30 protein-coding genes and 1 pseudogene are annotated in these 21,582 nt (G+C 42.9%); 25 read left to right on the top strand and 6 right to left on the bottom strand.

Annotated features, from left to right (window positions below; genetic code table 11):
• Positions 1-56: 56 nt before the first annotated feature.
• Positions 57-1,298 carry a dicarboxylate/amino acid:cation symporter gene (locus E0H79_RS00565; protein ID WP_004974680.1) on the top strand — a complete coding sequence of 414 codons (1,242 nt, stop codon included), beginning with the start codon at positions 57-59 and terminating at the stop codon, positions 1,296-1,298.
• 78 nt (positions 1,299-1,376) lie between these two features.
• Here E0H79_RS00565 and E0H79_RS00560 read toward each other — a convergent pair whose 3' ends face one another.
• The 5 genes from E0H79_RS00560 to E0H79_RS00540 all read right to left on the bottom strand — a co-directional run bounded on the left by E0H79_RS00560 (position 1,377) and on the right by E0H79_RS00540 (position 6,550).
• Positions 1,377-1,790: a VOC family protein gene (locus E0H79_RS00560; RefSeq protein ID WP_019836869.1), complete on the bottom strand. Its 414-nt coding sequence runs from the start codon at positions 1,788-1,790 to the stop codon at positions 1,377-1,379.
• Positions 1,791-2,006: 216 nt separating this feature from the next.
• Positions 2,007-2,849, bottom strand: a complete 843-nt coding sequence (yihA, locus tag E0H79_RS00555; RefSeq protein ID WP_131260590.1) for a ribosome biogenesis GTP-binding protein YihA/YsxC — start codon at positions 2,847-2,849, stop codon at positions 2,007-2,009.
• Between the two features lie 130 nt (positions 2,850-2,979).
• Positions 2,980-3,423 (bottom strand): RrF2 family transcriptional regulator, encoded by a 444-nt coding sequence (locus tag E0H79_RS00550; RefSeq protein WP_004974689.1) that lies wholly within the window; start codon positions 3,421-3,423, stop codon positions 2,980-2,982.
• Positions 3,424-3,515: 92 nt separating this feature from the next.
• Positions 3,516-4,727, bottom strand: coding sequence for an NO-inducible flavohemoprotein (hmpA, locus tag E0H79_RS00545; protein WP_004974691.1), 1,212 nt, complete (start codon positions 4,725-4,727; stop codon positions 3,516-3,518).
• A gap of 239 nt (positions 4,728-4,966) precedes the next feature.
• Positions 4,967-6,550 (bottom strand): helicase HerA-like domain-containing protein, encoded by a 1,584-nt coding sequence (locus tag E0H79_RS00540; protein WP_131260589.1) that lies wholly within the window; start codon positions 6,548-6,550, stop codon positions 4,967-4,969.
• A gap of 251 nt (positions 6,551-6,801) precedes the next feature.
• Between E0H79_RS00540 and E0H79_RS15445 the strand changes: the two genes are divergently transcribed.
• Entirely contained in the window at positions 6,802-8,502 is a 1,701-nt protein-coding gene (locus tag E0H79_RS15445) for a vWA domain-containing protein (RefSeq protein WP_225543809.1), read from the top strand.
• Between the two features lie 55 nt (positions 8,503-8,557).
• Here the strand turns inward: E0H79_RS15445 and E0H79_RS00530 are convergent, their stop codons facing one another.
• Positions 8,558-9,745 carry a PLP-dependent transferase gene (locus tag E0H79_RS00530; protein ID WP_131260588.1) on the bottom strand — a complete coding sequence of 396 codons (1,188 nt, stop codon included), beginning with the start codon at positions 9,743-9,745 and terminating at the stop codon, positions 8,558-8,560.
• 148 nt (positions 9,746-9,893) lie between these two features.
• On the opposite strand from E0H79_RS00530, the gene E0H79_RS00525 reads away from it, so the two are divergent.
• The 23 genes and pseudogenes from E0H79_RS00525 (at position 9,894) to secY (ending at position 21,567) form a co-directional block, all read left to right on the top strand.
• The gene (locus tag E0H79_RS00525) at positions 9,894-10,637 is read left to right on the top strand and encodes a type 1 glutamine amidotransferase (protein ID WP_131260587.1); all 744 of its coding nucleotides are present in this window, start codon (positions 9,894-9,896) and stop codon (positions 10,635-10,637) included.
• A gap of 425 nt (positions 10,638-11,062) precedes the next feature.
• The gene (gene rpsJ / locus E0H79_RS00520) at positions 11,063-11,374 is read left to right on the top strand and encodes a 30S ribosomal protein S10 (protein ID WP_000070912.1); all 312 of its coding nucleotides are present in this window, start codon (positions 11,063-11,065) and stop codon (positions 11,372-11,374) included.
• Between the two features lie 59 nt (positions 11,375-11,433).
• Positions 11,434-12,072: a 50S ribosomal protein L3 gene (gene rplC, locus E0H79_RS00515; protein ID WP_026438075.1), complete on the top strand. Its 639-nt coding sequence runs from the start codon at positions 11,434-11,436 to the stop codon at positions 12,070-12,072.
• An 11-nt stretch (positions 12,073-12,083) separates the two neighbouring features.
• The gene (gene rplD, locus E0H79_RS00510; RefSeq protein WP_004974702.1) at positions 12,084-12,686 is read left to right on the top strand and encodes a 50S ribosomal protein L4; all 603 of its coding nucleotides are present in this window, start codon (positions 12,084-12,086) and stop codon (positions 12,684-12,686) included.
• Entirely contained in the window at positions 12,683-13,003 is a 321-nt protein-coding gene (rplW, locus tag E0H79_RS00505) for a 50S ribosomal protein L23 (RefSeq protein WP_004974703.1), read from the top strand. Before rplD ends, rplW begins: the two co-directional genes overlap by 4 nt.
• Positions 13,004-13,014: 11 nt before the next feature.
• A complete protein-coding gene (gene rplB / locus E0H79_RS00500) occupies positions 13,015-13,839 on the top strand; it encodes a 50S ribosomal protein L2 (protein WP_004974706.1) in 825 nt (274 codons plus the stop codon).
• 19 nt (positions 13,840-13,858) lie between these two features.
• A complete protein-coding gene (gene rpsS, locus E0H79_RS00495) occupies positions 13,859-14,134 on the top strand; it encodes a 30S ribosomal protein S19 (RefSeq protein ID WP_004673001.1) in 276 nt (91 codons plus the stop codon).
• A gap of 11 nt (positions 14,135-14,145) precedes the next feature.
• Positions 14,146-14,475 (top strand): 50S ribosomal protein L22, encoded by a 330-nt coding sequence (rplV, locus tag E0H79_RS00490; RefSeq protein WP_001982638.1) that lies wholly within the window; start codon positions 14,146-14,148, stop codon positions 14,473-14,475.
• 1 nt (position 14,476) lies between these two features.
• A pseudogene (gene rpsC, locus E0H79_RS00485) lies at positions 14,477-15,293 on the top strand (30S ribosomal protein S3).
• Positions 15,233-15,646 carry a 50S ribosomal protein L16 gene (gene rplP, locus E0H79_RS00480; RefSeq protein WP_004691317.1) on the top strand — a complete coding sequence of 138 codons (414 nt, stop codon included), beginning with the start codon at positions 15,233-15,235 and terminating at the stop codon, positions 15,644-15,646. Before rpsC ends, rplP begins: the two are co-directional and overlap by 61 nt.
• Complete coding sequence (gene rpmC, locus E0H79_RS00475; RefSeq protein WP_004650482.1) at positions 15,646-15,843, top strand: 50S ribosomal protein L29; 198 nt, start codon at positions 15,646-15,648, stop codon at positions 15,841-15,843. Before rplP ends, rpmC begins: the two co-directional genes overlap by 1 nt.
• Positions 15,840-16,097 (top strand): 30S ribosomal protein S17, encoded by a 258-nt coding sequence (gene rpsQ / locus E0H79_RS00470; RefSeq protein WP_131260586.1) that lies wholly within the window; start codon positions 15,840-15,842, stop codon positions 16,095-16,097. The genes rpmC and rpsQ overlap by 4 nt, the downstream gene beginning before the upstream one ends.
• Before the next feature lie 91 nt (positions 16,098-16,188).
• Entirely contained in the window at positions 16,189-16,557 is a 369-nt protein-coding gene (rplN, locus tag E0H79_RS00465) for a 50S ribosomal protein L14 (protein WP_001982634.1), read from the top strand.
• 9 nt (positions 16,558-16,566) lie between these two features.
• Positions 16,567-16,884 carry a 50S ribosomal protein L24 gene (gene rplX / locus E0H79_RS00460; protein ID WP_004974717.1) on the top strand — a complete coding sequence of 106 codons (318 nt, stop codon included), beginning with the start codon at positions 16,567-16,569 and terminating at the stop codon, positions 16,882-16,884.
• 16 nt (positions 16,885-16,900) lie between these two features.
• On the top strand, positions 16,901-17,437 hold the full coding sequence (gene rplE / locus E0H79_RS00455; protein WP_004974719.1) for a 50S ribosomal protein L5: 537 nt from the start codon (positions 16,901-16,903) through the stop codon (positions 17,435-17,437).
• Positions 17,438-17,446: 9 nt separating this feature from the next.
• The gene (gene rpsN, locus E0H79_RS00450) at positions 17,447-17,752 is read left to right on the top strand and encodes a 30S ribosomal protein S14 (RefSeq protein ID WP_004825185.1); all 306 of its coding nucleotides are present in this window, start codon (positions 17,447-17,449) and stop codon (positions 17,750-17,752) included.
• Positions 17,753-17,764: 12 nt separating this feature from the next.
• A complete protein-coding gene (gene rpsH / locus E0H79_RS00445; RefSeq protein WP_004974720.1) occupies positions 17,765-18,160 on the top strand; it encodes a 30S ribosomal protein S8 in 396 nt (131 codons plus the stop codon).
• Between the two features lie 16 nt (positions 18,161-18,176).
• Positions 18,177-18,710 (top strand): 50S ribosomal protein L6, encoded by a 534-nt coding sequence (rplF, locus tag E0H79_RS00440; protein WP_131260585.1) that lies wholly within the window; start codon positions 18,177-18,179, stop codon positions 18,708-18,710.
• Positions 18,711-18,724: 14 nt separating this feature from the next.
• Positions 18,725-19,075 carry a 50S ribosomal protein L18 gene (rplR, locus tag E0H79_RS00435; protein WP_004281497.1) on the top strand — a complete coding sequence of 117 codons (351 nt, stop codon included), beginning with the start codon at positions 18,725-18,727 and terminating at the stop codon, positions 19,073-19,075.
• A 2-nt stretch (positions 19,076-19,077) separates the two neighbouring features.
• Complete coding sequence (rpsE, locus tag E0H79_RS00430; RefSeq protein ID WP_004974725.1) at positions 19,078-19,575, top strand: 30S ribosomal protein S5; 498 nt, start codon at positions 19,078-19,080, stop codon at positions 19,573-19,575.
• Between the two features lie 6 nt (positions 19,576-19,581).
• A complete protein-coding gene (rpmD, locus tag E0H79_RS00425; protein WP_004786899.1) occupies positions 19,582-19,758 on the top strand; it encodes a 50S ribosomal protein L30 in 177 nt (58 codons plus the stop codon).
• Between the two features lie 3 nt (positions 19,759-19,761).
• Positions 19,762-20,202 carry a 50S ribosomal protein L15 gene (rplO, locus tag E0H79_RS00420; protein WP_004974728.1) on the top strand — a complete coding sequence of 147 codons (441 nt, stop codon included), beginning with the start codon at positions 19,762-19,764 and terminating at the stop codon, positions 20,200-20,202.
• A 45-nt stretch (positions 20,203-20,247) separates the two neighbouring features.
• A complete protein-coding gene (secY, locus tag E0H79_RS00415; RefSeq protein ID WP_171062591.1) occupies positions 20,248-21,567 on the top strand; it encodes a preprotein translocase subunit SecY in 1,320 nt (439 codons plus the stop codon).
• Positions 21,568-21,582 lie beyond the last annotated feature (15 nt).

Genomic DNA, 21,582 nt, shown 5'->3' with positions numbered 1-21,582 from the left:
TTCAATTTCAGCCACATGGCATAGTCCACACATCACATTAAAAAACTCAATTGCGTATGAGCCTCAATACACAAATTCTAATTGCCGCAATTTTGGGTGTGGTGTTTGGTTTTATTCTGAATCTATTTCCAGACAGCACATTTTTTAGCGCCAGTTTGTATGGCATTGGTTTAATGAGCAGTATTTTTATTGGTTTACTGAAAATGCTGCTGATCCCACTAATTTTTAGCTCAATTGTGGTCGGTGTGTCGAACTTACAGGCTGTAGGGCAATTGAGTCGAGTCTGGAAAATTACGTTGGCGTGTTGTGTCACCACCACGACTTTGGCTTTAATTTTAGGTTTGGCGTGTGCGCATTTATTTGCAGTGGGTAAAGGCGTAGATATTGTGATGTTTCAAGATGCTATGGCGCAGCATCAAAGCCCAGACACGCTTACGCCGTCTTCGTTTTTTACCAATTTCATTCAAAACACCTTAATCAATCCGTTTAAAGCTTTTGCCGAGGGTAATGTTTTGGCAGTGGTGATATTTGCCTTATTGGTGGGTGTGGCGCTGGTCAAAGGCGGGGAGCACTTTAAAACGGTACGTAAACTCAGTCAGCAATTTTTTGAAATTATGATGTTGATGATTGGCTGGGTAATGAAACTGGCACCTTTGGGGATTTTTGCTTTATTGGCTAAGTTGGTTGCAACCGAAGATATTTCAGTCCTGAGTCGTTTGGCAGAGTTTGCTGCAGTGGTCACGGGCACCACGATTTTTCATGGTGTGGTGGTCTTGCCTTTGCTGTTGTGGATATTTGGCAAAATGGATCCGATCACCTTTTTTAAAGGCACACGTGCTGCCTTAATTACGGCTTTTGCCACCAGTTCCAGTTCTGCCACTATGCCACTTTCGATGAAATGTGCGCAGGAAAATTTAGGTGTGCGTCCGCAAACTGCAGGCTTTGTGATCCCGTTAGGTACACAACTGAATATGGATGGAACGGCATTGTATGAAGCTGCAGCGGCTTTGTTTGTTGCCAATTTAATGGGGCTGGATTTAAGTTTAGGACAGCAATTAATTGTCTGTGCCACAGCCATGATCGCTTCTTTGGGCGCGCCTGGTATTCCAAGCGCAGGCATGGTGACGATGATTATGGTATTACAATCGGTGGGCTTGCCTGCAGAAGCGATTGCGATTTTATTGCCGATCGACCGTTTGTTGGATACTGTGCGTACTGTGGTCAATGTGCAGGGCGATATGATGATTAGTGTGGTGGTCGATCGGCATACTCGTGATGACCCTGCACTGCATTCCTGATAATGGGTTTAAAATCGAATCAAGTTTTCAGCATCATCCTGTTTTATTGTGCTATGTAAAGACATGAGCCAAAGCAGATTAATCCCAACATGGGCTGTAGGCCACTTCCCAAATATGACCATCTAAGTCCTGAAAATAACCTGCATAACCGCCGTAAAAGGTGCTCTGTGCAGGTTTTAAAATTTTCGCACCTGCATTTTTTGCTTGTTTCAATACCTGATCGACCTCGAGTGGGCTATGTACATTATGTCCTAAAGTGATTTGTGCAGCACTGCTGGCTGTACCTGTTAAGCCTGTATCTTGTTGTAAACTTTGTTTAGACCATAAAGCCAGTTTTAAGCCTGCTTGCAGTTCAAAAAAGACCACCGCACCTTGTTCAAATTCCTGTCCAATAATGCCTTCAGTTACAAGTCCTAAGCCGTCGCGGTAAAAATCGAGTGCACGTTGTAAATCTTCTACCGCTAAGGTAATCACTGAAATGTGTGCCTGCATGTTTGATCTCCTTATCTTATGTAATTGTTTAAGCGTTTAATTGTTATGATCTTGACAGTAGGGCATTTCTGGCTGCGTTGTAAAGTGCAACTTTGGTGGAGAGGGAGATTGTGATTACGGCGTAAAACTGAAAGTGGACATACAAATAAAAAGTCCTATTCGAGATTGAGCGAATAGGACTTTATGTTATAGACCAATAGTCAGTAATTTAACGGACTATTTGGTTTCGGTATCAGATGCGGTTAAATCGTCAGTTTCTAAAAATTCAGGCTGATCAACATCAACATCAACATCATCGCCAGTCGCTTCTGGAATGCTGTCTAAATCAAATTGATGCGCTTGTTCTAAGGTAAAGTTCAAACGTCCGCCCATCACACTCGCAAGTTCTTCCAAACCTTGCTTATTGAGTGATGAAAACAATTGAATCGAGAAATCTAGTTTCATCTTTTTCAACTGCTGTTTGACTTCAAGCAATACTTTATTGGCAGGGCCGCGGTTGAGTTTGTCCGATTTGGTGAGCAATACATGCACGAACAATTTACGCGAATACGCCCATTCCAGCATCATCACATCAAAGTGCTGTAAGGGATGGCGAATATCCATCAGTAACACCAAGCCTTGTAAACTTTTACGATGAATCAAATAATTTTCGAGTTCTTTTTGCCACACAATTTTCATGGCTTCAGGTACGGCTGCATAACCATAACCGGGTAAATCGACCAAACGCTGTTCGGGGTTGCCCAAACTAAAGAAGTTGATCATTTGAGTACGACCCGGTTTTTTAGAAGCACGTGCCAATTGTTTTTGATTGGTTAAAGCATTAATTGCACTGGACTTACCTGCGTTGGAGCGTCCTGCAAAAGCCACTTCGTAGCCAGTATCTTCTACACATAAATTCAGTTTAGGCGCACTCATTAAAAACTCGGCTTTACGCAGCCAGTTTAAGGCGCGAACAGAGTATTCAGTAATGGCAGGGTCTACTTTTTTCTCGTAGCTAATTTTCTGCCGTGGCTGTGCTGCTGCCTTACTGTTTTTCGATTTTCCTCTGCTATGGTGCATAACTTAACTTCAATTCATGGTCTACAAACAGGCATTATAAAGCAAGTCATACAGGCAAGCGACCTTTGCGCCCTGAATGCCCGAAAAAAGCAACATCTAGAATGATATTGCTTTGACCGTTTAAGTTACTTTAAAGATGAATCAGCGGGATTGGAGATTGTGTACTGAACTGTAAATTGGGTACAGGCTGTAGCACTTCACCCAAGCTGTATTGATCTAAGCTTTGATAAAACTGTTCCATTGCCTGATTGAGAATGCCTTTTAGTCCACATTGCGCACGCAGCACGCAGGGCGGGGTATTACACTCTACAATTTGATTTTCACCTTGCAGGATTCTCACCACATGACCTAAACGCAAAGGCAATGCTTCAGGATGCAAGCGAATCCCGCCACCTTTACCACGAGTGGTAATTAGCCATCCTTGCTTACCCATAAAGTGAACGATTTTTACCAGATGGTTCTGGGAAACATGCAAATCCTGTGCAATTTCCGCAATGGTATAGGGTACATCTCGAGGACGCGAGATATACATTAAAATACGCAGCGCATAGTCGGTGAATTTATTTAATTGCATGATCGCACAGATGTTTTTTTTAAATACAAATAAATTAAGGCTAGTCTAGCATAACTAGACTAGCCTTACCTATTAGCTTTTAACGCTTTAGATTAGTGGCGAACACCACCTGTACCAAACGCTTCGCTATGGATTTGCTCATCTTTGATGCCACGCGCAAGTAAAGCTTTACGCTGTTCTGCCATGAATGGCATTGGACCACATAAGTAGTAATCTGCATCGGCTGGTAACAGCGCTGCATCTACAGTGCTGAGGTCTAAACGACCTGCAACATCGTAATCTTGACCCAGTACATCACCTTCGTTCGGGAACTCATACGCAGTCAACGTATGAATACGTGGACATTTTGCAGTTAAGTCTTGGAGATGCTGTTTCATGGCATGTACTTGTTTGCTACGACATGCGTGAATAAATGTCACAGGTTGTGGCACATCTAAAGTCACCAATTGATTCAACATTGCAATCATTGGTGTTAAGCCAACGCCGCCACTAATGAAGACATTGCGTTTGTTGCTGTCGATGAGGAAGAAGTTACCTGTTGGTGCAGATACTTCAACTTCAGAACCTTCTGGTAATTGGTGCAATACGTTCGATACCCAACCTGCAACTTTATCTGCACCATTGCCTGGCTCACGTTTTACAGAAATACGTAAGTAATCTTGTTGTGGGCTAGTCGATAGCGTGTATTGACGTGGTTGCTTCAAGCCAAGTTCAGGTACAAATACGCGTACTGAAATATATTGACCTGCTTCGTATTTTGGTAAATCGCCACCATCTACTGGCTCGAAGTAGATTGAAGTGATTTCGTCACTTTCTACAACTTTCTTGGCAATTTTGAAATTACGCCAGCCTAACCAGCTGCCTTTAGTTTGTTCGTGTTGTTCGTAGATTGCACGTTCAGCATTAATAAACACTTCTGCTAACTGACCATAAGCAGCTGCCCATGCATCAATTAGAGGATCTTCCATTGAAATATTTAATACTTCGCTAATAGAGTGAAGTAGGTTTTCGCCCACAATATTATAGTCAGGTGCTTGAATGTTTAAGCTCACGTGTTTGTGGGCAATCAATTCAATCACAGGCGCAAGCACAGAAGGATCTTCAATGTTTTCAGCATAAGCCAATACAGCACCTGCAAGCGCTTGAGCCTGCGCACCACTACGTTGGTGACCCATGTTAAAGGTTTCTTTTAGATCAGGATTATTCCCCAACATGCGGTTATAGAAATAACCAGTCAGTGCGACACCATTTTCACGGAGTACAGGAACAGTTGCTTTTACAAGGTCAATTTGCTGTGGAGTCATGTTCGATCTCTCATGGCTGTTATTTATAAGATGTATTCAAAATACATCTTATAAATAAGGATTGCAAACATTTTTTTGTGAAACCTTAAAAAAAATATGGATTATAAAAATATCCCATTATTTTTAAAGTTTTTATGGGGTTTGTAGATGTGACAGCGAGAGGTTTGTAAGTGTTCATTTAGGTTTTGGATGGTGCATCCATGAATGAAATCTATACAAACCTCATCGTTTATAACATGCTATTTCTTACCAAATAATGACCCTAACAAACCTCGTACAATTTTCTGCCCTGTAGAACCGCCTAAGCTGCGTGCTGCGCTTTTGGCAAAGGTACCCACAATATCCTGAGTCAGTTTTTCACGCTGTTTGGCAGCGCGTTCTGCTTCTTTTTGCTGTTCGCGGGCTAGACGTTCTTGCTCGCGCGCTTGTTGTTTGGCCAGTGCCTCGGCCTCTTTAGCCTCTTGCTTGGCGCGAGCTTCAGCTTCTTTGGCTTCAATTTTAGCTTGTTCTGCTGCTGCCGTTTGTTGCTGACGTTGTTCAACTTTTTGTTGCAGCATTTCATAAGCACTTTCACGATCTAGCTGCTGCTCATAAACACCTGCAATAACACTTTGGCTGATACAGGCTTGACGTTCTTCTGTGCTAATTGGGCTAAACGATGAGTAGGGTGGCATTACCCAAGCACGTTCTACAATTTGTGGTGTGCCTTGTTCATCTAAGCAACTAATTAAGGCTTCACCTACCGCAAGTTCGGTAATGGCTTGTTCAACTTTAAAGTCTGGGTTGGCACGGAATGTATCTGCGGCAGTTTTTACTGCTTTTTGGTCTTTGGGTGTAAAAGCACGTAAGGCATGCTGAACACGGTTACCCAATTGTCCCAATACGCTTTCAGGCAAGTCCAGCGGGTTTTGGGTCACAAAATAAATCCCCACGCCTTTAGAGCGAATTAAGCGTACCACTTGTTCAATTTTTTCTTGTAGCGCGCTGCTGGCATTGTCAAATAACAAGTGTGCTTCATCAAAAAAGAACACCAGTTTTGGCTTGTCCATATCGCCCACTTCAGGCAATTGTTCAAACAGTTCTGATAACATCCATAATAAAAAGGTGGCGTACAGTTTTGGCGTGTTCATGAGTTTGTCTGCAGCCAAAACATTAATATTGCCGCGTCCCTGACTGTCAGTTTGAATAAAATCCAAAATATCCAAACTTGGTTCACCAAAGAATTTATCACCGCCCTGATCGGCTAAAGCCAGTAAATTACGCTGAATCGCACCCAAACTGGCCGGAGAAAGATTGCCATACTCGGCTTTAAATTCACTGGCATGCTCGCTGACATAGGTCAGCATGGCTTTTAAATCCTTAAAATCAATCAGCAATAAGCCCTGATCATCGGCAATACGGAATACCGCAGACAACACGCCTTCTTGGGTATCATTCAAGTTCAGCATTTGCGCCAATAATAACGGGCCAATTTCAGAAATGGTGGTACGAATTGGATGACCCTGTTCGGCAAATAAATCCCAAAACACCACAGGAGATGCTGCAAACGGAATGCTTTCGATACCTAAGCTCTGAATACGTGCATCGAACTTTGGACTGATGCTACCTGCTTTGGCTAGACTGGAAACATCGCCTTTGGCATCGGCCAGAAAGACTGGGACACCAATGCGGGAAAAACTTTCTGCCAGTACCTTTAATGTTACGGTCTTGCCGGTACCTGTTGCCCCAGCAATCAGGCCATGACGGTTGGCAAGCTGAGAATGCAGCACGATATCCTGTGTGGTATCGGCGGTTTTTTTAGCAATAACGATTGGTGTATTCATTGACTTGAAAACCTCTATATAAATTTTTGTCTTTTGGAATACTTAAATTTCCCTTATGCACGGATTCGTGATTTAAGCCTCTTTTTTGGTTTATTGTGTTACATGTTAAGGTATTTTTACTTTATTGTTGAAATTGTATCCATTTTTTTTGTAATATTCACCATTCATTTTATTTTTAATAACATTATGAAAAATAAAATTTTAATTTAATAGCTTTTATTAAATAGTTTGAAAACGGTTAGAGGGTATAAATGAAACTTAACAAACAATTATTAGCAATGTTAGTGGGAACATCTGTATTTTTAACGGCATGTGGTGGTGATTCAGATAGCTCAATATCTACAAAGCCTACTGATCCAGTTCCACCAGAACAGCCAGACGAAACGCTTACTACTATTCAAGATGTTGCAACTGTAGTAAGTGAAAAGGCAAATATTGCAGTTTTTGGTGCAGTGAATCCTAAATATTTTACAGAGACAGCATTAACATCAGGTCGGACTGTTTTATTGTTAGATGATAATGTGACAAAAGCAGCTGGATTTGCTTCACAGGTTGATTTAACTGCTTCATCGGCACAGAATCAAGCGAAAGTGAGATCCGTTGTATTAAATCAAAATTTAGATGAATTTAGTAAATTCTATTTAGCTGCATTTACTGATGCTCTTATCCAGCAAAATGCAAAAGTCAATATTTTAACTAATCGTGTATCTACGAATGCTCAAGGTGAAGTGGTTAATGTAATCTTGGATATTGATTTTTCTAATGCCAATGAACTGACTAAAGTTCGTGATCTGTTGTTATCTGTATTAAATTCAAATTCATCTGTTACTACTCCTGTAGCCGTACAAGCAAGTGATAAAAAATTACGTCTCAATCTATCTTTTTGGCTTGCAAACCAATTAGGTTATATTTGGGGGAATACTTACGTAGCGAGTAATAGTGATCAAGTTAACCAAGTATATGGTGATTTGAATATTGCTAGTGCTTTAAGTAGCAATGCGGTTATTGAAGTGGCTACAGTAAAAGAAACTTTTACTCAAACAACACAATCTGCAAATGCGGTTGACATTTTATGGAATATTGATTCTTCAGGTTCAATGTCTGAAGAACAGCGTAACTTGGCTAATGGTGCTGCACAGTTCTTTAAATCATTGAATCAAGCAGGTGTAGATTATCGTTTAGCAGTGAATACGCAGGATGCGTACGCATGTAAGTCGCTTAGAACTTTAAAAGATAAAACGACTAATTTTATTGATAGAAATACACCTGATGCAGAGCAAGAGTGGGCAACCTTGGCTCAACCTGGAACTTATGGTTCAGCTACTGAAACAGGTTTTTACTGCGTTCGTGAAGCAGATTTGACTGGTTTTGACCGTCCAAACGTGAAGAATTTAGTGGTGTTTGTTTCAGATGAGCCTGAAAATGAAACATATTGGCAGTCCAGTCCAGTATATAGTAACTATACACGACGAGATTTTAATGATTATAAAAATTATTTCTTGTCTACAAACACTACCTACTTTTCGATTGTAGGTACATCTGATCATATTCGTCCAACTTTTGCAGATCCTACAATTTCTTGGAGTACACCAGGATTCGAATGTAATGGTCAAGGTGGATCAGCAGAGGGCGGTGGTCATTTTAAAGAGATTGCACGGTTGACTGGTGGGGCTTCTGCTTCAATTTGTGCGGATGCCACAAGCTGGAATGTAGTATTTGATGACATTATTCGTGTAGCAACCGGTCTTGCAAGTCAGTTTAGTTTAAAACAGGTACCAGTACCTTCAACTGTTAAAGTGACAGTAAATGGTCAAAATGTTGCGCGTGATACAACACATCGACAAGGCTTTGATCTAGTTTATAGTAATTCTGGCGTAAGTTTAGTGTTCTATGGAACAGCTTTACCAAAAGCAGGTGAGACTGTTTCAGTAAGCTATGATTACTTTAAGTAAAGCGAAACAATAATGTAAAAAATTGGGCAAATTGCCCAATTTTTTATGTCGATATTTAAGCTAAGACTTTTAAAGCTTGTTGAATATCCTGAATCAGATCTTCCGGATGTTCCAGACCAATACAGAAACGAACCAGAAAACCCTCCTTCAAATGTGAATGTTCAAGCACACGCATTTCTTTTAAGTTATATAGCATGACCAGACTGACAGGACCACCCCAGCTAAAGCCAAGCTTAAACAGTTTTAAGCTGTCACAGAAATTGCGAATATCTTGCAACTTGTAGTTATTGTCAAAAATCACGCTGACCAAACCTGCGCTGTGTCCATCGCGGCAAATTTCTTTCCAATACGCATGCCCCGCAGATGTGGCATCGGCAGGGTGCAACACCTGAGCAAATTGTGGTTGTAGTTTCAGCCAGTTGAGTAATTCAATTGTGCTTTTTGCTTGGTGCTCATAACGTAGTTGCATCGAAGCCAAACTGCGTTGTACTTGCGCGACATCATCCCCCGATACGCAAATACCTTGAATGGCATGCATACGAAACAGTTGATGATGTAAGTGTTGATCACGGGTCACGACAGACCCCATTAAAATGTCACCACCACCACTTGGGTATTTGGTCAGGGCATGCACGGTCATATCGACACTTAAATGTTCATTGCCAAAATCAAAAGCATTAAAGGCAAGACCTGCACCCCAGGTATTGTCCAGTGCAGTCAGAATGTTATGGGCTTGGGCTTTTTTTACCAGACCAATTAAGTCCGGAAACTCCAGTGTCACCGAACCAGCCGCTTCGAGCCATAACAGTTTGGCTTTATCGCTTGGGCTAAAGTTTTCTACCTCCAACGGGTTATAGACCTTGACGGCAATGCCATAACGCTGCTGCAGATTACGCAGATGCTCCATATTCGGACCATAAATATTGTCCGGAACCCAGACCTCATCACCCTGGCTTAACAAGCAGGAATTGACCAGATTAATCGCAGAGAGGCCGCTCGGCGCCAGCAGGTGATACAGACCGCCTTCGATCTGCGCGATGTGATCACCTAACGTAAAGGTCGTCGGTGTGCCATGTGTGCCATAGCTATAATCATAAGCATCAGTCCAGTGTCGATTAAACAGTGCATCTGTGTTTTCAAAGATAATGGTCGATGCACGAAATAGGGGAGGCTGTACCGTTTGAATATATTGTGGGGCACGTCTTGGTGCATGAATTAAAGCAGTTTGAGCATTTTTCTTCACAGGTTCACTCAGAAAATAAGCAAATATTGAGTTTAGCTTAAGAGAAATACTGGCTTTAGGCTATAAAAAGCTGCACTACAAGACATGCCTTGAACTTGGCGCTATTTTTGCAGAAGCTGAAGTATAGAAAATACAAAGGATGATCCAGATGAAAGCACCACTAAGCGTGCATTATTTTCAGCATAGTGCAGGTGAAGGTTTTGGAAGTTGCTATGACTATTTAAAGCAGATGGGGGCGCATATCACTGCAACCGAATTTTTTGCTTTACCGCCTGAGCAAAATATTGAAATTGAAGCCTTACCCAAAGTTGAAGATATTGACCTGTTAATTGTGATGGGCGGTGCCATGAGTGTAAATGATGAAGTACATTATCCATGGTTAAAAACAGAAAAACGCTGGATTAGGCGTTATTTGGCGATGGGTAAACCTGCAATCGGTTTGTGTTTAGGTGGGCAGATGATTGCCAATGCGTTGGGTGCAGCAGTGAGTCCTAATCCTGAACAGGAGCGCGGTTGGCATCCTGTCTATAAAGTCGAAAATATACCAGAAAGCTGTTTCCAAATGCCTGATCAAATCTCAGTGATGCAGTGGCATGGCGAAACTTTTGAATTACCTAAGGGCGCGGTAAGACTTGCCAGTAATGCCGCTTGCACCAATCAACTGTATCAAATTGGGAAAAACGTACTAGGATTTCAGTTCCATCCAGAAATTACCCCACGGGCTTTGCAGTTGTTTTTGGACAATGCTGAAATGAAACCTGCATTTTCAGGCATGTATGTACAACCCGCGCATGAATTAAAACAGATGTCTGCAGCACAATTTCAGGCAGGCAACCAATTAATGAATCGTGCAATAGATTATGTTTTAGCACAAAGCAAACTTAGGGAATAAAGTCATGGATTGTGGAGTGAACACAAAAAATGAAAGTTAGTCATGGTGAGGATGATTTGCGCTGTCAAGGTAGAGGAAATGGTCAAAAAGCAGATTACCTACATTTACACTCAATAATTGGATAGGAATGCTGCCTAACTCATATATAAAGTGCTAATCGTATATTTTAAAAAGAGAAATCGGCAGAGCGTGAAAAATAAAGCAATAAAGCCAAAAAGAGATTTGCTTATGCATTAAACAATCGTTATAATGGGCGACCCTTTATGCAAGGGGGTTAACTGCGAAGAAAGTAGTTAACATCGTGACAGTCGTGGCATCGATCATGACCTTAGTGATAATTCACTGCCTTTGACACTTGCCTTAAATTAGTGGGGTGAGATGCGTCAAGGGTGATTCTTTATATATTTGGCTTGGAGTTAACTGGTATGTCTAACCAGAGAATTCGTATCCGTTTGAAGTCTTTTGATCATCGTCTGATCGATCAATCTGCTCAAGAAATCGTAGAAACCGCTAAGCGTACTGGCGCACAAGTTTGTGGTCCAATCCCGATGCCAACTCGCATCGAACGCTTCAACGTTTTAACATCACCACACGTAAACAAAGATGCGCGCGACCAGTATGAAATCCGTACTTACAAGCGTTTGATCGACATCGTTCAACCTACAGATAAAACTGTTGATGCGTTGATGAAATTAGATCTAGCAGCTGGTGTTGATGTTCAGATTGCATTGGGTTAAGGCTTTCGGTTAATTAACACTCTAAGTTAATTAGGCCGCTTTTTTAGAGGTTTATGCACATGGCTATTGGTTTAGTCGGTCGCAAGTGCGGTATGACCCGTATCTTTACAGATGCTGGTGTTTCTGTACCTGTTACAGTGATTGAGGTTGATCCTAACCGCATCACTCAAATCAAAACGCTTGAAACAGATGGTTATCAAGCAATTCAGGTTACTACTGGTGAACGTCGCGAATCTCGCGTAACTAACGCTCAGAAAGGTCACTTCGCTAAAGCGGGTGTTGCTGCTGGTCGTTTAGTTCAAGAATTCCGTGCTACAGAAGCTGACCTTGAAGGTCGTGAAGTTGGCGGAACTATCGGTGTAGATTTGTTCACAGTAGGTCAGATCGTTGACGTAACTGGTCAGTCTAAAGGTAAGGGTTTCCAGGGTGGTGTTAAGCGTTGGAACTTCCGTACTCAAGACGCTACTCACGGTAACTCTGTTTCTCACCGTGTTCTAGGTTCTACAGGTCAAAACCAGACTCCTGGTCGCGTATTCAAAGGCAAAAAAATGGCTGGCCATTTAGGTGCTGAACGCGTAACTGTACAGGGTCTTGAAATTGTATCTATCGACACAGAGCGTTCAGTTCTTGTTGTTAAAGGTGCGATTCCTGGTGCGACTGGTGGTGACGTAACTGTACGTCCTACGATCAAGGCTTGAGGGGAAATAACGTGAATTTAAATACTGTTTCCGGCTCTGCTGTTGAGTTATCTGAAGTTGCGTTCGGTCGTGAATTCAATGAAGCACTTGTACACCAAGTTGTTACGGCTTACTTAGCTGGTGGTCGTCAAGGCTCTAAAGCTCAGAAATCACGTGCAGACGTTGCTGGCGGTGGTAAAAAACCATTCCGTCAAAAAGGTACTGGCCGCGCTCGTGCTGGTTCTATTCGTAGCCCAATCTGGGTTGGTGGTGGTAAAACTTTTGCTGCTCGTCCACAAGATTGGTCTCAAAAAGTTAACCGCAAAATGTACCGCGGTGCAATGCAATGTATCTTAGCTGAACTTGTTCGCCAAGATCGTCTTGTATTGGTTGAAGAGTTTGCTGTTGAAGCTCCTAAAACTAAAGAGTTGCTTGCAAAACTTAACGACTTGAATGCAACTCGCGCATTGATCGTAACTGAAGCTGTAGATGAGAATCTATATCTTGCAGCGCGTAACCTTCCACACGTTGATGTGGTTGATGCTACTGCAATCGATCCTGTTAGCTTGATCGCGTTCGACAAAGTTGTAATGTCTGTTGCTGCTGCTAAGAAAATTGAGGTAGAACTCGGATGAACAACGAACGTTTATATCAAGTCCTACAAGGACCTGTATTTTCAGAAAAAGCACAAGTTTTAGGCGAAACTGCTGGTGTTCAAGTATTCAAAGTTGCATTAAATGCAAACAAACTTGAAATCAAAAAAGCAGTTGAGCAATTATTTGGTGTGGAAGTTGTTAAAGTTAACACGACTATCACTAAAGGTAAGACTAAGCGCTTTGGTCGTACATTAGGACGCCGTTCTGATGTTAAAAAAGCATACGTCACCCTGAAAGCTGGCCAAGATGTTGAAATGGCTGACTTGGGCGATACCGCTGAAAGCGCAGCGGAATAAGGACGAAATTTATGCCGATTCAAAAATGTAAGCCAACGTCTCCAGGACGTCGCTTTGTAGAGAAAGTCGTTCACGACCATCTTCACAAAGGTGCGCCTTATGCGCCGTTGGTGGAAGCTAAAAAACGTACTGGTGGTCGTAACAACAACGGTCACATTACTACACGTCACGTTGGTGGTGGTCATAAGCAACACTACCGTATCGTAGACTTCAAACGTAACAAAGATGGCATTCCTGCTGTTGTAGAGCGTATTGAATACGATCCAAACCGTACTGCACACATCGCATTGTTGAAGTATGCTGACGGTGAACGTCGTTATATTATTGCGCCTAAAGGTTTACGTGCTGGTGATCAAGTTCAATCTGGTAACGATGCTCCAATTCGTCCAGGTAACTGCTTGCCACTTCGTAACATGCCAATTGGTGCTACTCTTCACAACATCGAACTTAAAATCGGTAAAGGTGCTCAATTAGCGCGTTCTGCTGGTACATCAGTTCAATTGTTGGGTCGTGACGGTTCATACGCTATCGTTCGTCTACGTTCAGGCGAAATGCGTAAAGTGCACGTTGAATGTCGCGCTGTGTTAGGTGAAGTATCTAACTCAGAAAGCAACCTTCGTTCACTTGGTAAAGCAGGTGCTTCGCGCTGGCGTGGTGTTCGTCCTACCGTTCGTGGTATGGCAATGAACCCGGTTGATCACCCGCACGGCGGTGGTGAAGGGCGTACTAAAGGTATCCAACCTGTAAGCCCATGGGGTCAAAAAGCTAAAGGGTACAAGACACGTACCAACAAGCGTACGACTAAGATGATTATTCGCGACCGTCGCGTTAAGTAACAAGTAAAGGAATCTGACAATGCCTCGTTCTCTGAAAAAAGGCCCATTCGTCGATGCGCACTTGTTCGCTAAGGTTGAAGCGGCAATCGCGGCTAATAACCGTAAGCCGATCAAAACTTGGTCGCGTCGTTCGATGATCCTCCCAGATTTTGTTGGTTTAACAATTTCTGTTCACAATGGTCGTAACCATGTTCCAGTGATTATCTCTGAACACATGGTTGGTCATAAACTCGGTGAATTCGCGCCAACTCGTACCTATCGTGGTCACGGTGTTGACAAGAAGTCTAAACGTTAATAGGTGCTATGATGGAAGTAACTGCTAAATTACGCGGTGCCGCTATCTCGGCACAAAAAGCACGTTTGGTTGCAGATCTTATCCGCGGCAAATCTGTTGCGCATGCACTTAACATTTTAAACTTCAGCAACAAAAAAGCTGCTGTTTTAGTTAAGAAAGCATTGGAATCTGCAATTGCAAATGCTGAACACAATAACAGTTTAGATGTAGACGACCTTAAAGTATCTACGATTTACGTTGATGAAGGCATGAGCCTTAAACGTATTATGCCACGTGCTAAAGGCCGTGCAGATCGTATTACTAAGCGTACTTGTCACATCACCGTTAAGGTAGGGGTTTGATATGGGTCAGAAGGTTCATCCAATCGGTATCCGCCTAGGTGTTGTGAAACGTCATAACGCTAACTGGTATGCGAATCCGAAACAATACGCTGAATACTTGCTTAAAGACCTTCAAGTTCGTGAGTTTTTAACTAAAAAACTTAAGAACGCAATGGTAAGCAATATTCTTATCGAACGTCCAACGGGTGCTGCTAAAGTAACAATTAGCACTGCGCGTCCTGGTATCGTAATCGGTAAAAAAGGCGAAGACATTGAGAAATTACAACGCGAATTAACATCTATTATGGGTGTTCCTGCGCAAGTAAGCATCAACGAAATTGACCGTCCAGACTTAGATGCACGTTTAGTTGCTGAAGCAATCGCTTCTCAATTAGAAAAGCGTGTAATGTTCCGTCGTGCTATGAAGCGTGCGGTACAGAACTCTATGCGTGCTGGTGCTAAAGGTATCAAAGTTGAAGTTTCTGGTCGTTTAGGTGGTGCAGAGATTGCACGTACTGAATGGTATCGTGAAGGTCGTGTACCTTTGCATACACTTCGTGCGGACATCGACTATGCAACTATGCGTGCTGAAACTACTTACGGTACGATTGGTGTTAAAGTTTGGGTATTCCGTGGTGAAATCTTGGGTGGCATGAAGCAAGTCATGAACCCAGCACCTGCTGAAGAACGTCCAGCTAAACGCGGTCGCGGTCGTGGTGAAGGTCAAGAGCGTCGTGGTCGTCGCAATGATCGTTCTGCTGAAAAAGGAGAATAATCCATGTTGCAACCTAAACGTACTAAATTCCGTAAGGTGCAAAAAGGCCGTAACACTGGCTTAGCGCACCGTGGTAGCTCAGTATCTTTCGGTACTATCGCTCTTAAATCAGTTGAGCGTGGTCAAATGACTGCGCGTCAAATTGAAGCGGCACGTCGTACAATCAGCCGTCGTATTAAGCGTGGTGGTAAGATCTTTATCCGTGTATTCCCAGACAAACCAATTACTTCTAAGCCTCTTGAAGTGCGTATGGGTAAAGGTAAAGGTTCTGTGGAATATTGGGTTTGTCAAATCAAACCAGGTAAAGTCTTGTACGAAATTGATGGTGTGAACGAAGAATTGGCGCGTGAAGCATTTACGCTTGCTGCTGCTAAACTTCCGTTTAAAACCACTATCGTGACTCGGACGGTAATGTAATGAAAACTAAAGATCTACGTGAAAAGTCGGTAGAAGAGTTGACAGCTTTGCTTGATGAGCAACAGCTTAACCAATTCCGTCTTCGTATGGCGAAAGCAACTGGTCAATTGGGTAAATCGCATGAAGTTGCGCTTACTCGTAAAACTATTGCACGCATCAAGACCCTCCTTACCGAAAAACAGGGGAACGGGCAATGAGTCAAAATACAGTCCGCACGTTAACTGGCAAAGTTGTAAGCGACAAAATGGAAAAATCTATTGTTGTCCTTATTGAACGCCAAGTTCAACACCCGTTGTATGGCAAATTGATTCGCCGTTCAACCAAATTACACGCTCATGATGAGAACAATGCCGCCAAGATTGGTGATGTTGTAACCATCAAAGAAAGCCGCCCAATGTCTAAAACTAAGTCATGGACTTTAGTTGAAGTTGTTGAAGCTGCTGCTGAGTAATTAACGTTCTTGTTGCATCATCGGTCAATTTCGAGTACTCTTTGAGCCTTTCGAAATTGTGACCGGTGATGCTCGGTTTTGGAGTAGGGCAATGATTCAAACCGAAACGATGCTTGACGTAGCTGACAACAGTGGTGCTCGCCGCGTACAATGTATTAAAGTACTAGGTGGTTCACATCGTCGTTATGCTTCTGTTGGCGACATTATTAAAGTTACTGTAAAAGAAGCTATTCCACGCGCACGTGTTAAAAAAGGTGACGTGATGAATGCTGTTGTTGTACGTACAAAGTTCGGTATTCGTCGTCCAGACGGTTCTGTGATCCGTTTTGATGATAACGCTGCTGTTATTTTGAATAACAACAAAGCACCGATTGCAACTCGTATTTTCGGACCAGTGACTCGTGAACTTCGTACTGAACAGTTCATGAAAATCATTTCATTGGCTCCTGAAGTTCTATAAGAGGCAATCATGGCTAAGATTAAAAAAGGCGATCAAGTAATTGTGATCGCAGGTAAAGAAAAAGGCAAACAGGGTACTGTTCTGTCAGTTTCTAATGACCGTGTTAAGGTCGAAGGTCTTAACTTGGTTAAGAAGCACCAGAAGCCAAACCGTGCTACGGGCGCTGAAGGCGGTATCGTAACGCAGGAAGCTTCGCTTCATATCTCAAACGTGGCAATTTTTAATGCTACAACCCAAAAGGCTGACCGTGTTGGTTACCAAACGATTGATGGCGTGAAAACTCGCGTTTATAAATCGAATGGTGAATCAGTGGCGGTGGCGAAGTAATAGGTTGAAATAGGCAATGGCCAGACTTAAAACACGTTACAACGACGAACTTAAGGCTCAATTACAAGAACAATTGGGCGTTAAGAATGTGATGGAGATCCCTCGCATCACTAAAATTACCATCAACATGGGTGTTGGTGCTGCAGCTGCTGACAAGAAATTGTTAGATGGCGCTCTTTCTGATATGCAAGCTATTGCTGGTCAAAAACCAGTTTTAACATTAGCTCGTAAATCAATCGCTGGTTTTAAAATCCGTGATGGTTGGCCGATTGGTTGTAAAGTTACTTTACGCGGCGAACGTATGTACGAATTCTTAGACCGTTTGATCTCTATCGCGATCCCTCGTATCCGTGACTTCCGTGGTTTCTCTTCGAAATCATTCGATGGTCGTGGTAACTACTCTATGGGTCTCAAGGAACAAATCATGTTCCCTGAAATCGATTTCGATAAGATTGATCAAATTCGTGGTATGGACATCACCATCACTACGACTGCTCGCACCGATGACGAAGGCCGTGCGCTTATGCGTGCATTCGGCTTCCCGTTCAAATAAGAGGTCGATATGGCTAAGAAAGGTATGATTAATCGCGAATTGAAACGCGAAGCTACTGTTGCGAAATACGCTGCAAAACGTGCTGAATTAAAAGCAACGATTGCAAACGTAAATGCAAGCGACGAAGAGCGTTTCGAAGCGATGATGAAGTTACAAGCATTACCACGTAATGCGTCTCCAGTACGTCTTCGTAACCGTTGTGGTTTAACTGGTCGTCCTCATGGTTACTTCCGTAAGTTCGGTTTAAGCCGTAACAAATTACGTGACACAGTAATGCAAGGTGATGTACCGGGCGTTGTTAAGGCAAGCTGGTAAGGAGCACTATAAATGAGTATGCAAGATACCGTTGCCGACATGCTAACGCGTGTTCGTAACGCCCAAATGGCAAAGAAACAAACTGTTTCTATGCCTAATTCTAAGTTGAAGGTTGCTATTGCAAACGTACTTCAACAAGAAGGTTATATCGCAAATGTAGAAGTGGCTGACAACGAAGGCAAACCTACATTAACGATTACTTTAAAATACTATGAAGGCAAACCAGTTATCGAAACTGTGAAACGCGTAAGCCGTCCAGGTCTACGTCAGTATCGTGGTAAAGATGCTCTTCCAAGCGTTAAGCAAGGTTTAGGTATTGCAATCGTTTCTACAAGCAAAGGCATCATGACTGATCGCGCTGCACGTGCTGCAGGTATCGGTGGTGAAGTTATTGCTTTTGTTTCTTAATAATAGGTGATTCCTCATGTCTCGTGTGGCTAAAGCCCCAGTAACTGTACCTAACGGTGTTACAGTTACTCAGAACGGCCGGCAGGTCGAAGTGAAAGGCAGCAAAGGTACATTGTCTTTCAACCTGCATGCGCTGGTCGAGCTAAAACAGGAAGACGGTATTTTAGCTATTGCTCCTAAAGCTGAGTCGAAAGACGCTTGGATGCAAGCTGGTACTGCTCGCGCTGTGCTTAACAACCTTGTAAAAGGTGTGAGCGAAGGCTTCGAACGTAAGTTGCAATTGATTGGTGTTGGTTATAAAGCTACGGTAAAAGGTAACGTTGTTAACCTTAACCTTGGTTTTTCACACCCAATCGATTACACCCTTCCTGAAGGTGTGACTGCAGAAACTCCAACTGCAACTGAAATTATCCTTAAATCTGCTGATAAAGCAGCTTTAGGTCAAGTTGCTGCGGATATCCGTGGATACCGTCCACCAGAGCCATATAAAGGTAAAGGTGTTCGTTATTCGGATGAAGTTGTTCTTCGTAAAGAAGCTAAGAAGAAATAAGGCGCGAGGTTCTTATGAACGAAAAGAAACAATCCCGTTTGCGTCGTGCGAAAAGCACACGCTTGCACATCCGTGCATTGGGTGCGACTCGTTTGTGTGTAAACCGCACGCCGCGTCACATCTATGCTCAAGTTATTTCAGCAGATGGTGGCAAAGTTTTAGCGCAAGCTTCAACTTTAGATGCTACTTTACGTGCTGGTACAACTGGTAACGTTGAAGCAGCTCAAAAAGTAGGTGCTTTAATTGCAGAACGCGCGAAAGCAGCTGGCGTAACTAAAGTTGCGTTTGACCGTTCTGGTTTTAAATATCATGGTCGTATCAAAGCCTTGGCTGATGCTGCTCGTGAAAACGGCTTGGAGTTCTAATCATGGCTAAAGTTGAACAAAACGAAGGTCTTGTTGAAAAGCTGGTTGCCGTTGATCGCGTAGCCAAAGTTGTTAAAGGTGGTCGTATCTTCTCTTTCACAGCATTAACTGTTGTGGGTGATGGTAATGGTCGCGTAGGTTTTGGTCGTGGTAAAGCACGTGAAGTTCCAGCTGCTATTTCTAAAGCACTTGAAGCTGCACGTCGTAACATGATCACTATCGAATTGGCAGATGGTACTTTACAACACCCGATTCATGCGCGTCATGGTGCAAGCCGTGTTTACATGCAACCAGCATCTGAAGGTACTGGTGTAATTGCGGGTGGTTCTATGCGTGCAGTTTTAGAAGCTGCAGGTGTACGTAACGTATTGACTAAATGCCGTGGTTCTACTAACGCTGCAAACGTAGTGAACGCAACTTTTAACGGTTTGCGTGACATGACAACTCCTGAAAAGGTTGCTGCGAAACGTGGTCTTTCAGTAGAACAAATTCAAGGGTAATCAATCATGAAAACGATTAAAGTTACCCAGACTAAATCTGCATCGCACCGCTTGAAAAATCACAAGCTTAGCCTTAAAGGTTTAGGTCTGCGTCGTATTGGTCATACTGTAGAAGTGCAAGATACGCCTTCTAACCGTGGTATGATCAACCAAGTCTACTATATGGTTAGTGTAGAGGAATAAGCCATGACTCTGCGTTTAAATGAACTTGCACCTGCAGAAGGTGCTAAGCGTGAAGCCCGTCGTCTAGGCCGTGGTATCGGTTCTGGCGTTGGTAAGACTGGTGGTCGTGGTATCAAAGGTCAAAACTCACGTAAGAGCGGTGGTACACGTCCTGGATTCGAAGGTGGTCAAACTGCGTTATATCGTCGTTTACCTAAATTCGGTTTCACTAGCCAAATCGCTTTGAAAACTGCTGAAGTACGTTTATCTGAGCTTGCTAAAGTGGAAGGCGACATCGTTAGCCTTGAAACTTTAAAAGCAGCGAACGTTGTACGTAAAGATATGGCTCGTGCTCGTATCGTACTTTCTGGTGAAATTACTCGCGCATTCACTATTCAAGGTGTTGCTGTGACTAAAGGCGCTAAAGCTGCTGTTGAAGCGGCTGGCGGTAAAGTCGAGGAGTAATCCCCAGTGTCTATGTCTCCTAGTTCTTCAGGTCATGTTCACATGATGAAAGGCCAACCATTTCACGTGAAATACCGTGAAATTATACGCCGAATGATGTTTCTCATTGGTGCGTTGTTGGTATTTCGACTAGGAGCGCATATTCCAGTACCAGGCATTAATAATGCCGCACTTGAACAATTGTTTAATGCAAACCAAGGTACAATCCTTGGTTTGTTTAACATGTTTTCGGGTGGTGCATTAGAGCGGATGTCGATTCTTGCTTTAGGGATCATGCCATACATTTCTGCTTCGATTATCGTACAGTTGATGTCTACCGTGGTTCCTTCGCTTGAAGCTTTGAAAAAAGAAGGCGAGCAAGGCAAACGCAAAATTAATCAATATACGCGCCAAGGCACATTGTTTCTTGCACTTGTGCAAGCGATTGGGATGTGTGCAGGTCTGATTGGTCAAGGTATTACCTTAACGTCAGGTCTGGCTTTTTACGTTCCAGCTGTGACCTCTTTGGTTGCAGGCACAATGTTCTTAATGTGGTTGGGTGAACAAATTACCGAACGCGGAGTGGGCAATGGTATTTCCATGATCATTTTCGCAGGTATTGTTGCAGGCTTGCCTAATTTAATTATGCAATCCTTCACATCTATTGACAGTGGCCAGTCAAGCCTGATTGGTTTGGCAATTTTTGGTTTATTGTCTTTGGGTGTACTTGCAGCAATTGTGTTTATTGAGAAGGCGCAGCGTCGTATTCCAGTAAACTATGCTCAAAAACAACAAGGTCGTCGTGTATTTACTGCTCAGCAAACGCATTTGCCATTAAAAATTAATATGGCAGGTGTGATTCCAGCAATTTTTGCCAGTTCATTGCTTTTGTTCCCAGCGAGCTTAGGTCAATGGGTCGGCAGTGCGGATCCTAGTGCTGGATTAATCAAGCGTAGTCTACAAGACTTGGCATTGGTATTGTCGCCTGGACAACCGTTGTATTTGGTGCTCTTTGGTGCGTTAATTATCTTTTTCTGTTACTTCTACACTGCGCTAGTTTTCAGCCCTAAAGAAGTTTCGGAAAACTTGAAACGCAGCGGAGCTTATGTGCCTGGTATTCGCCCAGGTGAGCAAACTGCTCGTTACTTAGATCATATTCTCAGTCGTTTGACCTTTATTGGCGCGATTTACATCACTGTAGTCTGCTTAATGCCGATGATTCTACAAAGCTCATTTGGAATTCCATTTAGCTTAGGTGGTACATCATTATTAATCGTTGTAGTGGTTGTGATGGACTTTATGGCTCAGCTTCAAGCACATCTCACCTCGCACCAGTACGATAATCAAACGTTAATGAGAAAAACGACTGCTCATCCTAAGGGATAAGCGCACTTAGAGGTT

The sequence above is a fragment of the Acinetobacter sp. ANC 5045 genome, assembly GCF_004331005.1.
In the GTDB taxonomy this organism is placed as follows: Bacteria; Pseudomonadota; Gammaproteobacteria; order Pseudomonadales; family Moraxellaceae; genus Acinetobacter; species Acinetobacter towneri.
This window is presented reverse-complemented; position numbering and strand designations above follow the sequence as displayed.

Coding starts and splice junctions, on each gene's coding strand:
- E0H79_RS00565 (WP_004974680.1), top strand. CDS start 57: ATGAGCCTCAATACACAAATTCTAATTGCCGCAATTTTGGGTGTGGTG.
- E0H79_RS00560 (WP_019836869.1), bottom strand. CDS start 1,790: ATGCAGGCACACATTTCAGTGATTACCTTAGCGGTAGAAGATTTACAA.
- yihA (WP_131260590.1), bottom strand. CDS start 2,849: ATGCACCATAGCAGAGGAAAATCGAAAAACAGTAAGGCAGCAGCACAG.
- E0H79_RS00550 (WP_004974689.1), bottom strand. CDS start 3,423: ATGCAATTAAATAAATTCACCGACTATGCGCTGCGTATTTTAATGTAT.
- hmpA (WP_004974691.1), bottom strand. CDS start 4,727: ATGACTCCACAGCAAATTGACCTTGTAAAAGCAACTGTTCCTGTACTC.
- E0H79_RS00540 (WP_131260589.1), bottom strand. CDS start 6,550: ATGAATACACCAATCGTTATTGCTAAAAAAACCGCCGATACCACACAG.
- E0H79_RS15445 (WP_225543809.1), top strand. CDS start 6,802: ATGAAACTTAACAAACAATTATTAGCAATGTTAGTGGGAACATCTGTA.
- E0H79_RS00525 (WP_131260587.1), top strand. CDS start 9,894: ATGAAAGCACCACTAAGCGTGCATTATTTTCAGCATAGTGCAGGTGAA.
- rpsJ (WP_000070912.1), top strand. CDS start 11,063: ATGTCTAACCAGAGAATTCGTATCCGTTTGAAGTCTTTTGATCATCGT.
- rplC (WP_026438075.1), top strand. CDS start 11,434: ATGGCTATTGGTTTAGTCGGTCGCAAGTGCGGTATGACCCGTATCTTT.
- rplW (WP_004974703.1), top strand. CDS start 12,683: ATGAACAACGAACGTTTATATCAAGTCCTACAAGGACCTGTATTTTCA.
- rplB (WP_004974706.1), top strand. CDS start 13,015: ATGCCGATTCAAAAATGTAAGCCAACGTCTCCAGGACGTCGCTTTGTA.
- rpsS (WP_004673001.1), top strand. CDS start 13,859: ATGCCTCGTTCTCTGAAAAAAGGCCCATTCGTCGATGCGCACTTGTTC.
- rplV (WP_001982638.1), top strand. CDS start 14,146: ATGGAAGTAACTGCTAAATTACGCGGTGCCGCTATCTCGGCACAAAAA.
- rplP (WP_004691317.1), top strand. CDS start 15,233: ATGTTGCAACCTAAACGTACTAAATTCCGTAAGGTGCAAAAAGGCCGT.
- rpmC (WP_004650482.1), top strand. CDS start 15,646: ATGAAAACTAAAGATCTACGTGAAAAGTCGGTAGAAGAGTTGACAGCT.
- rpsQ (WP_131260586.1), top strand. CDS start 15,840: ATGAGTCAAAATACAGTCCGCACGTTAACTGGCAAAGTTGTAAGCGAC.
- rplN (WP_001982634.1), top strand. CDS start 16,189: ATGATTCAAACCGAAACGATGCTTGACGTAGCTGACAACAGTGGTGCT.
- rplX (WP_004974717.1), top strand. CDS start 16,567: ATGGCTAAGATTAAAAAAGGCGATCAAGTAATTGTGATCGCAGGTAAA.
- rplE (WP_004974719.1), top strand. CDS start 16,901: ATGGCCAGACTTAAAACACGTTACAACGACGAACTTAAGGCTCAATTA.
- rpsN (WP_004825185.1), top strand. CDS start 17,447: ATGGCTAAGAAAGGTATGATTAATCGCGAATTGAAACGCGAAGCTACT.
- rpsH (WP_004974720.1), top strand. CDS start 17,765: ATGAGTATGCAAGATACCGTTGCCGACATGCTAACGCGTGTTCGTAAC.
- rplF (WP_131260585.1), top strand. CDS start 18,177: ATGTCTCGTGTGGCTAAAGCCCCAGTAACTGTACCTAACGGTGTTACA.
- rplR (WP_004281497.1), top strand. CDS start 18,725: ATGAACGAAAAGAAACAATCCCGTTTGCGTCGTGCGAAAAGCACACGC.
- rpsE (WP_004974725.1), top strand. CDS start 19,078: ATGGCTAAAGTTGAACAAAACGAAGGTCTTGTTGAAAAGCTGGTTGCC.
- rpmD (WP_004786899.1), top strand. CDS start 19,582: ATGAAAACGATTAAAGTTACCCAGACTAAATCTGCATCGCACCGCTTG.
- rplO (WP_004974728.1), top strand. CDS start 19,762: ATGACTCTGCGTTTAAATGAACTTGCACCTGCAGAAGGTGCTAAGCGT.
- secY (WP_171062591.1), top strand. CDS start 20,248: ATGAAAGGCCAACCATTTCACGTGAAATACCGTGAAATTATACGCCGA.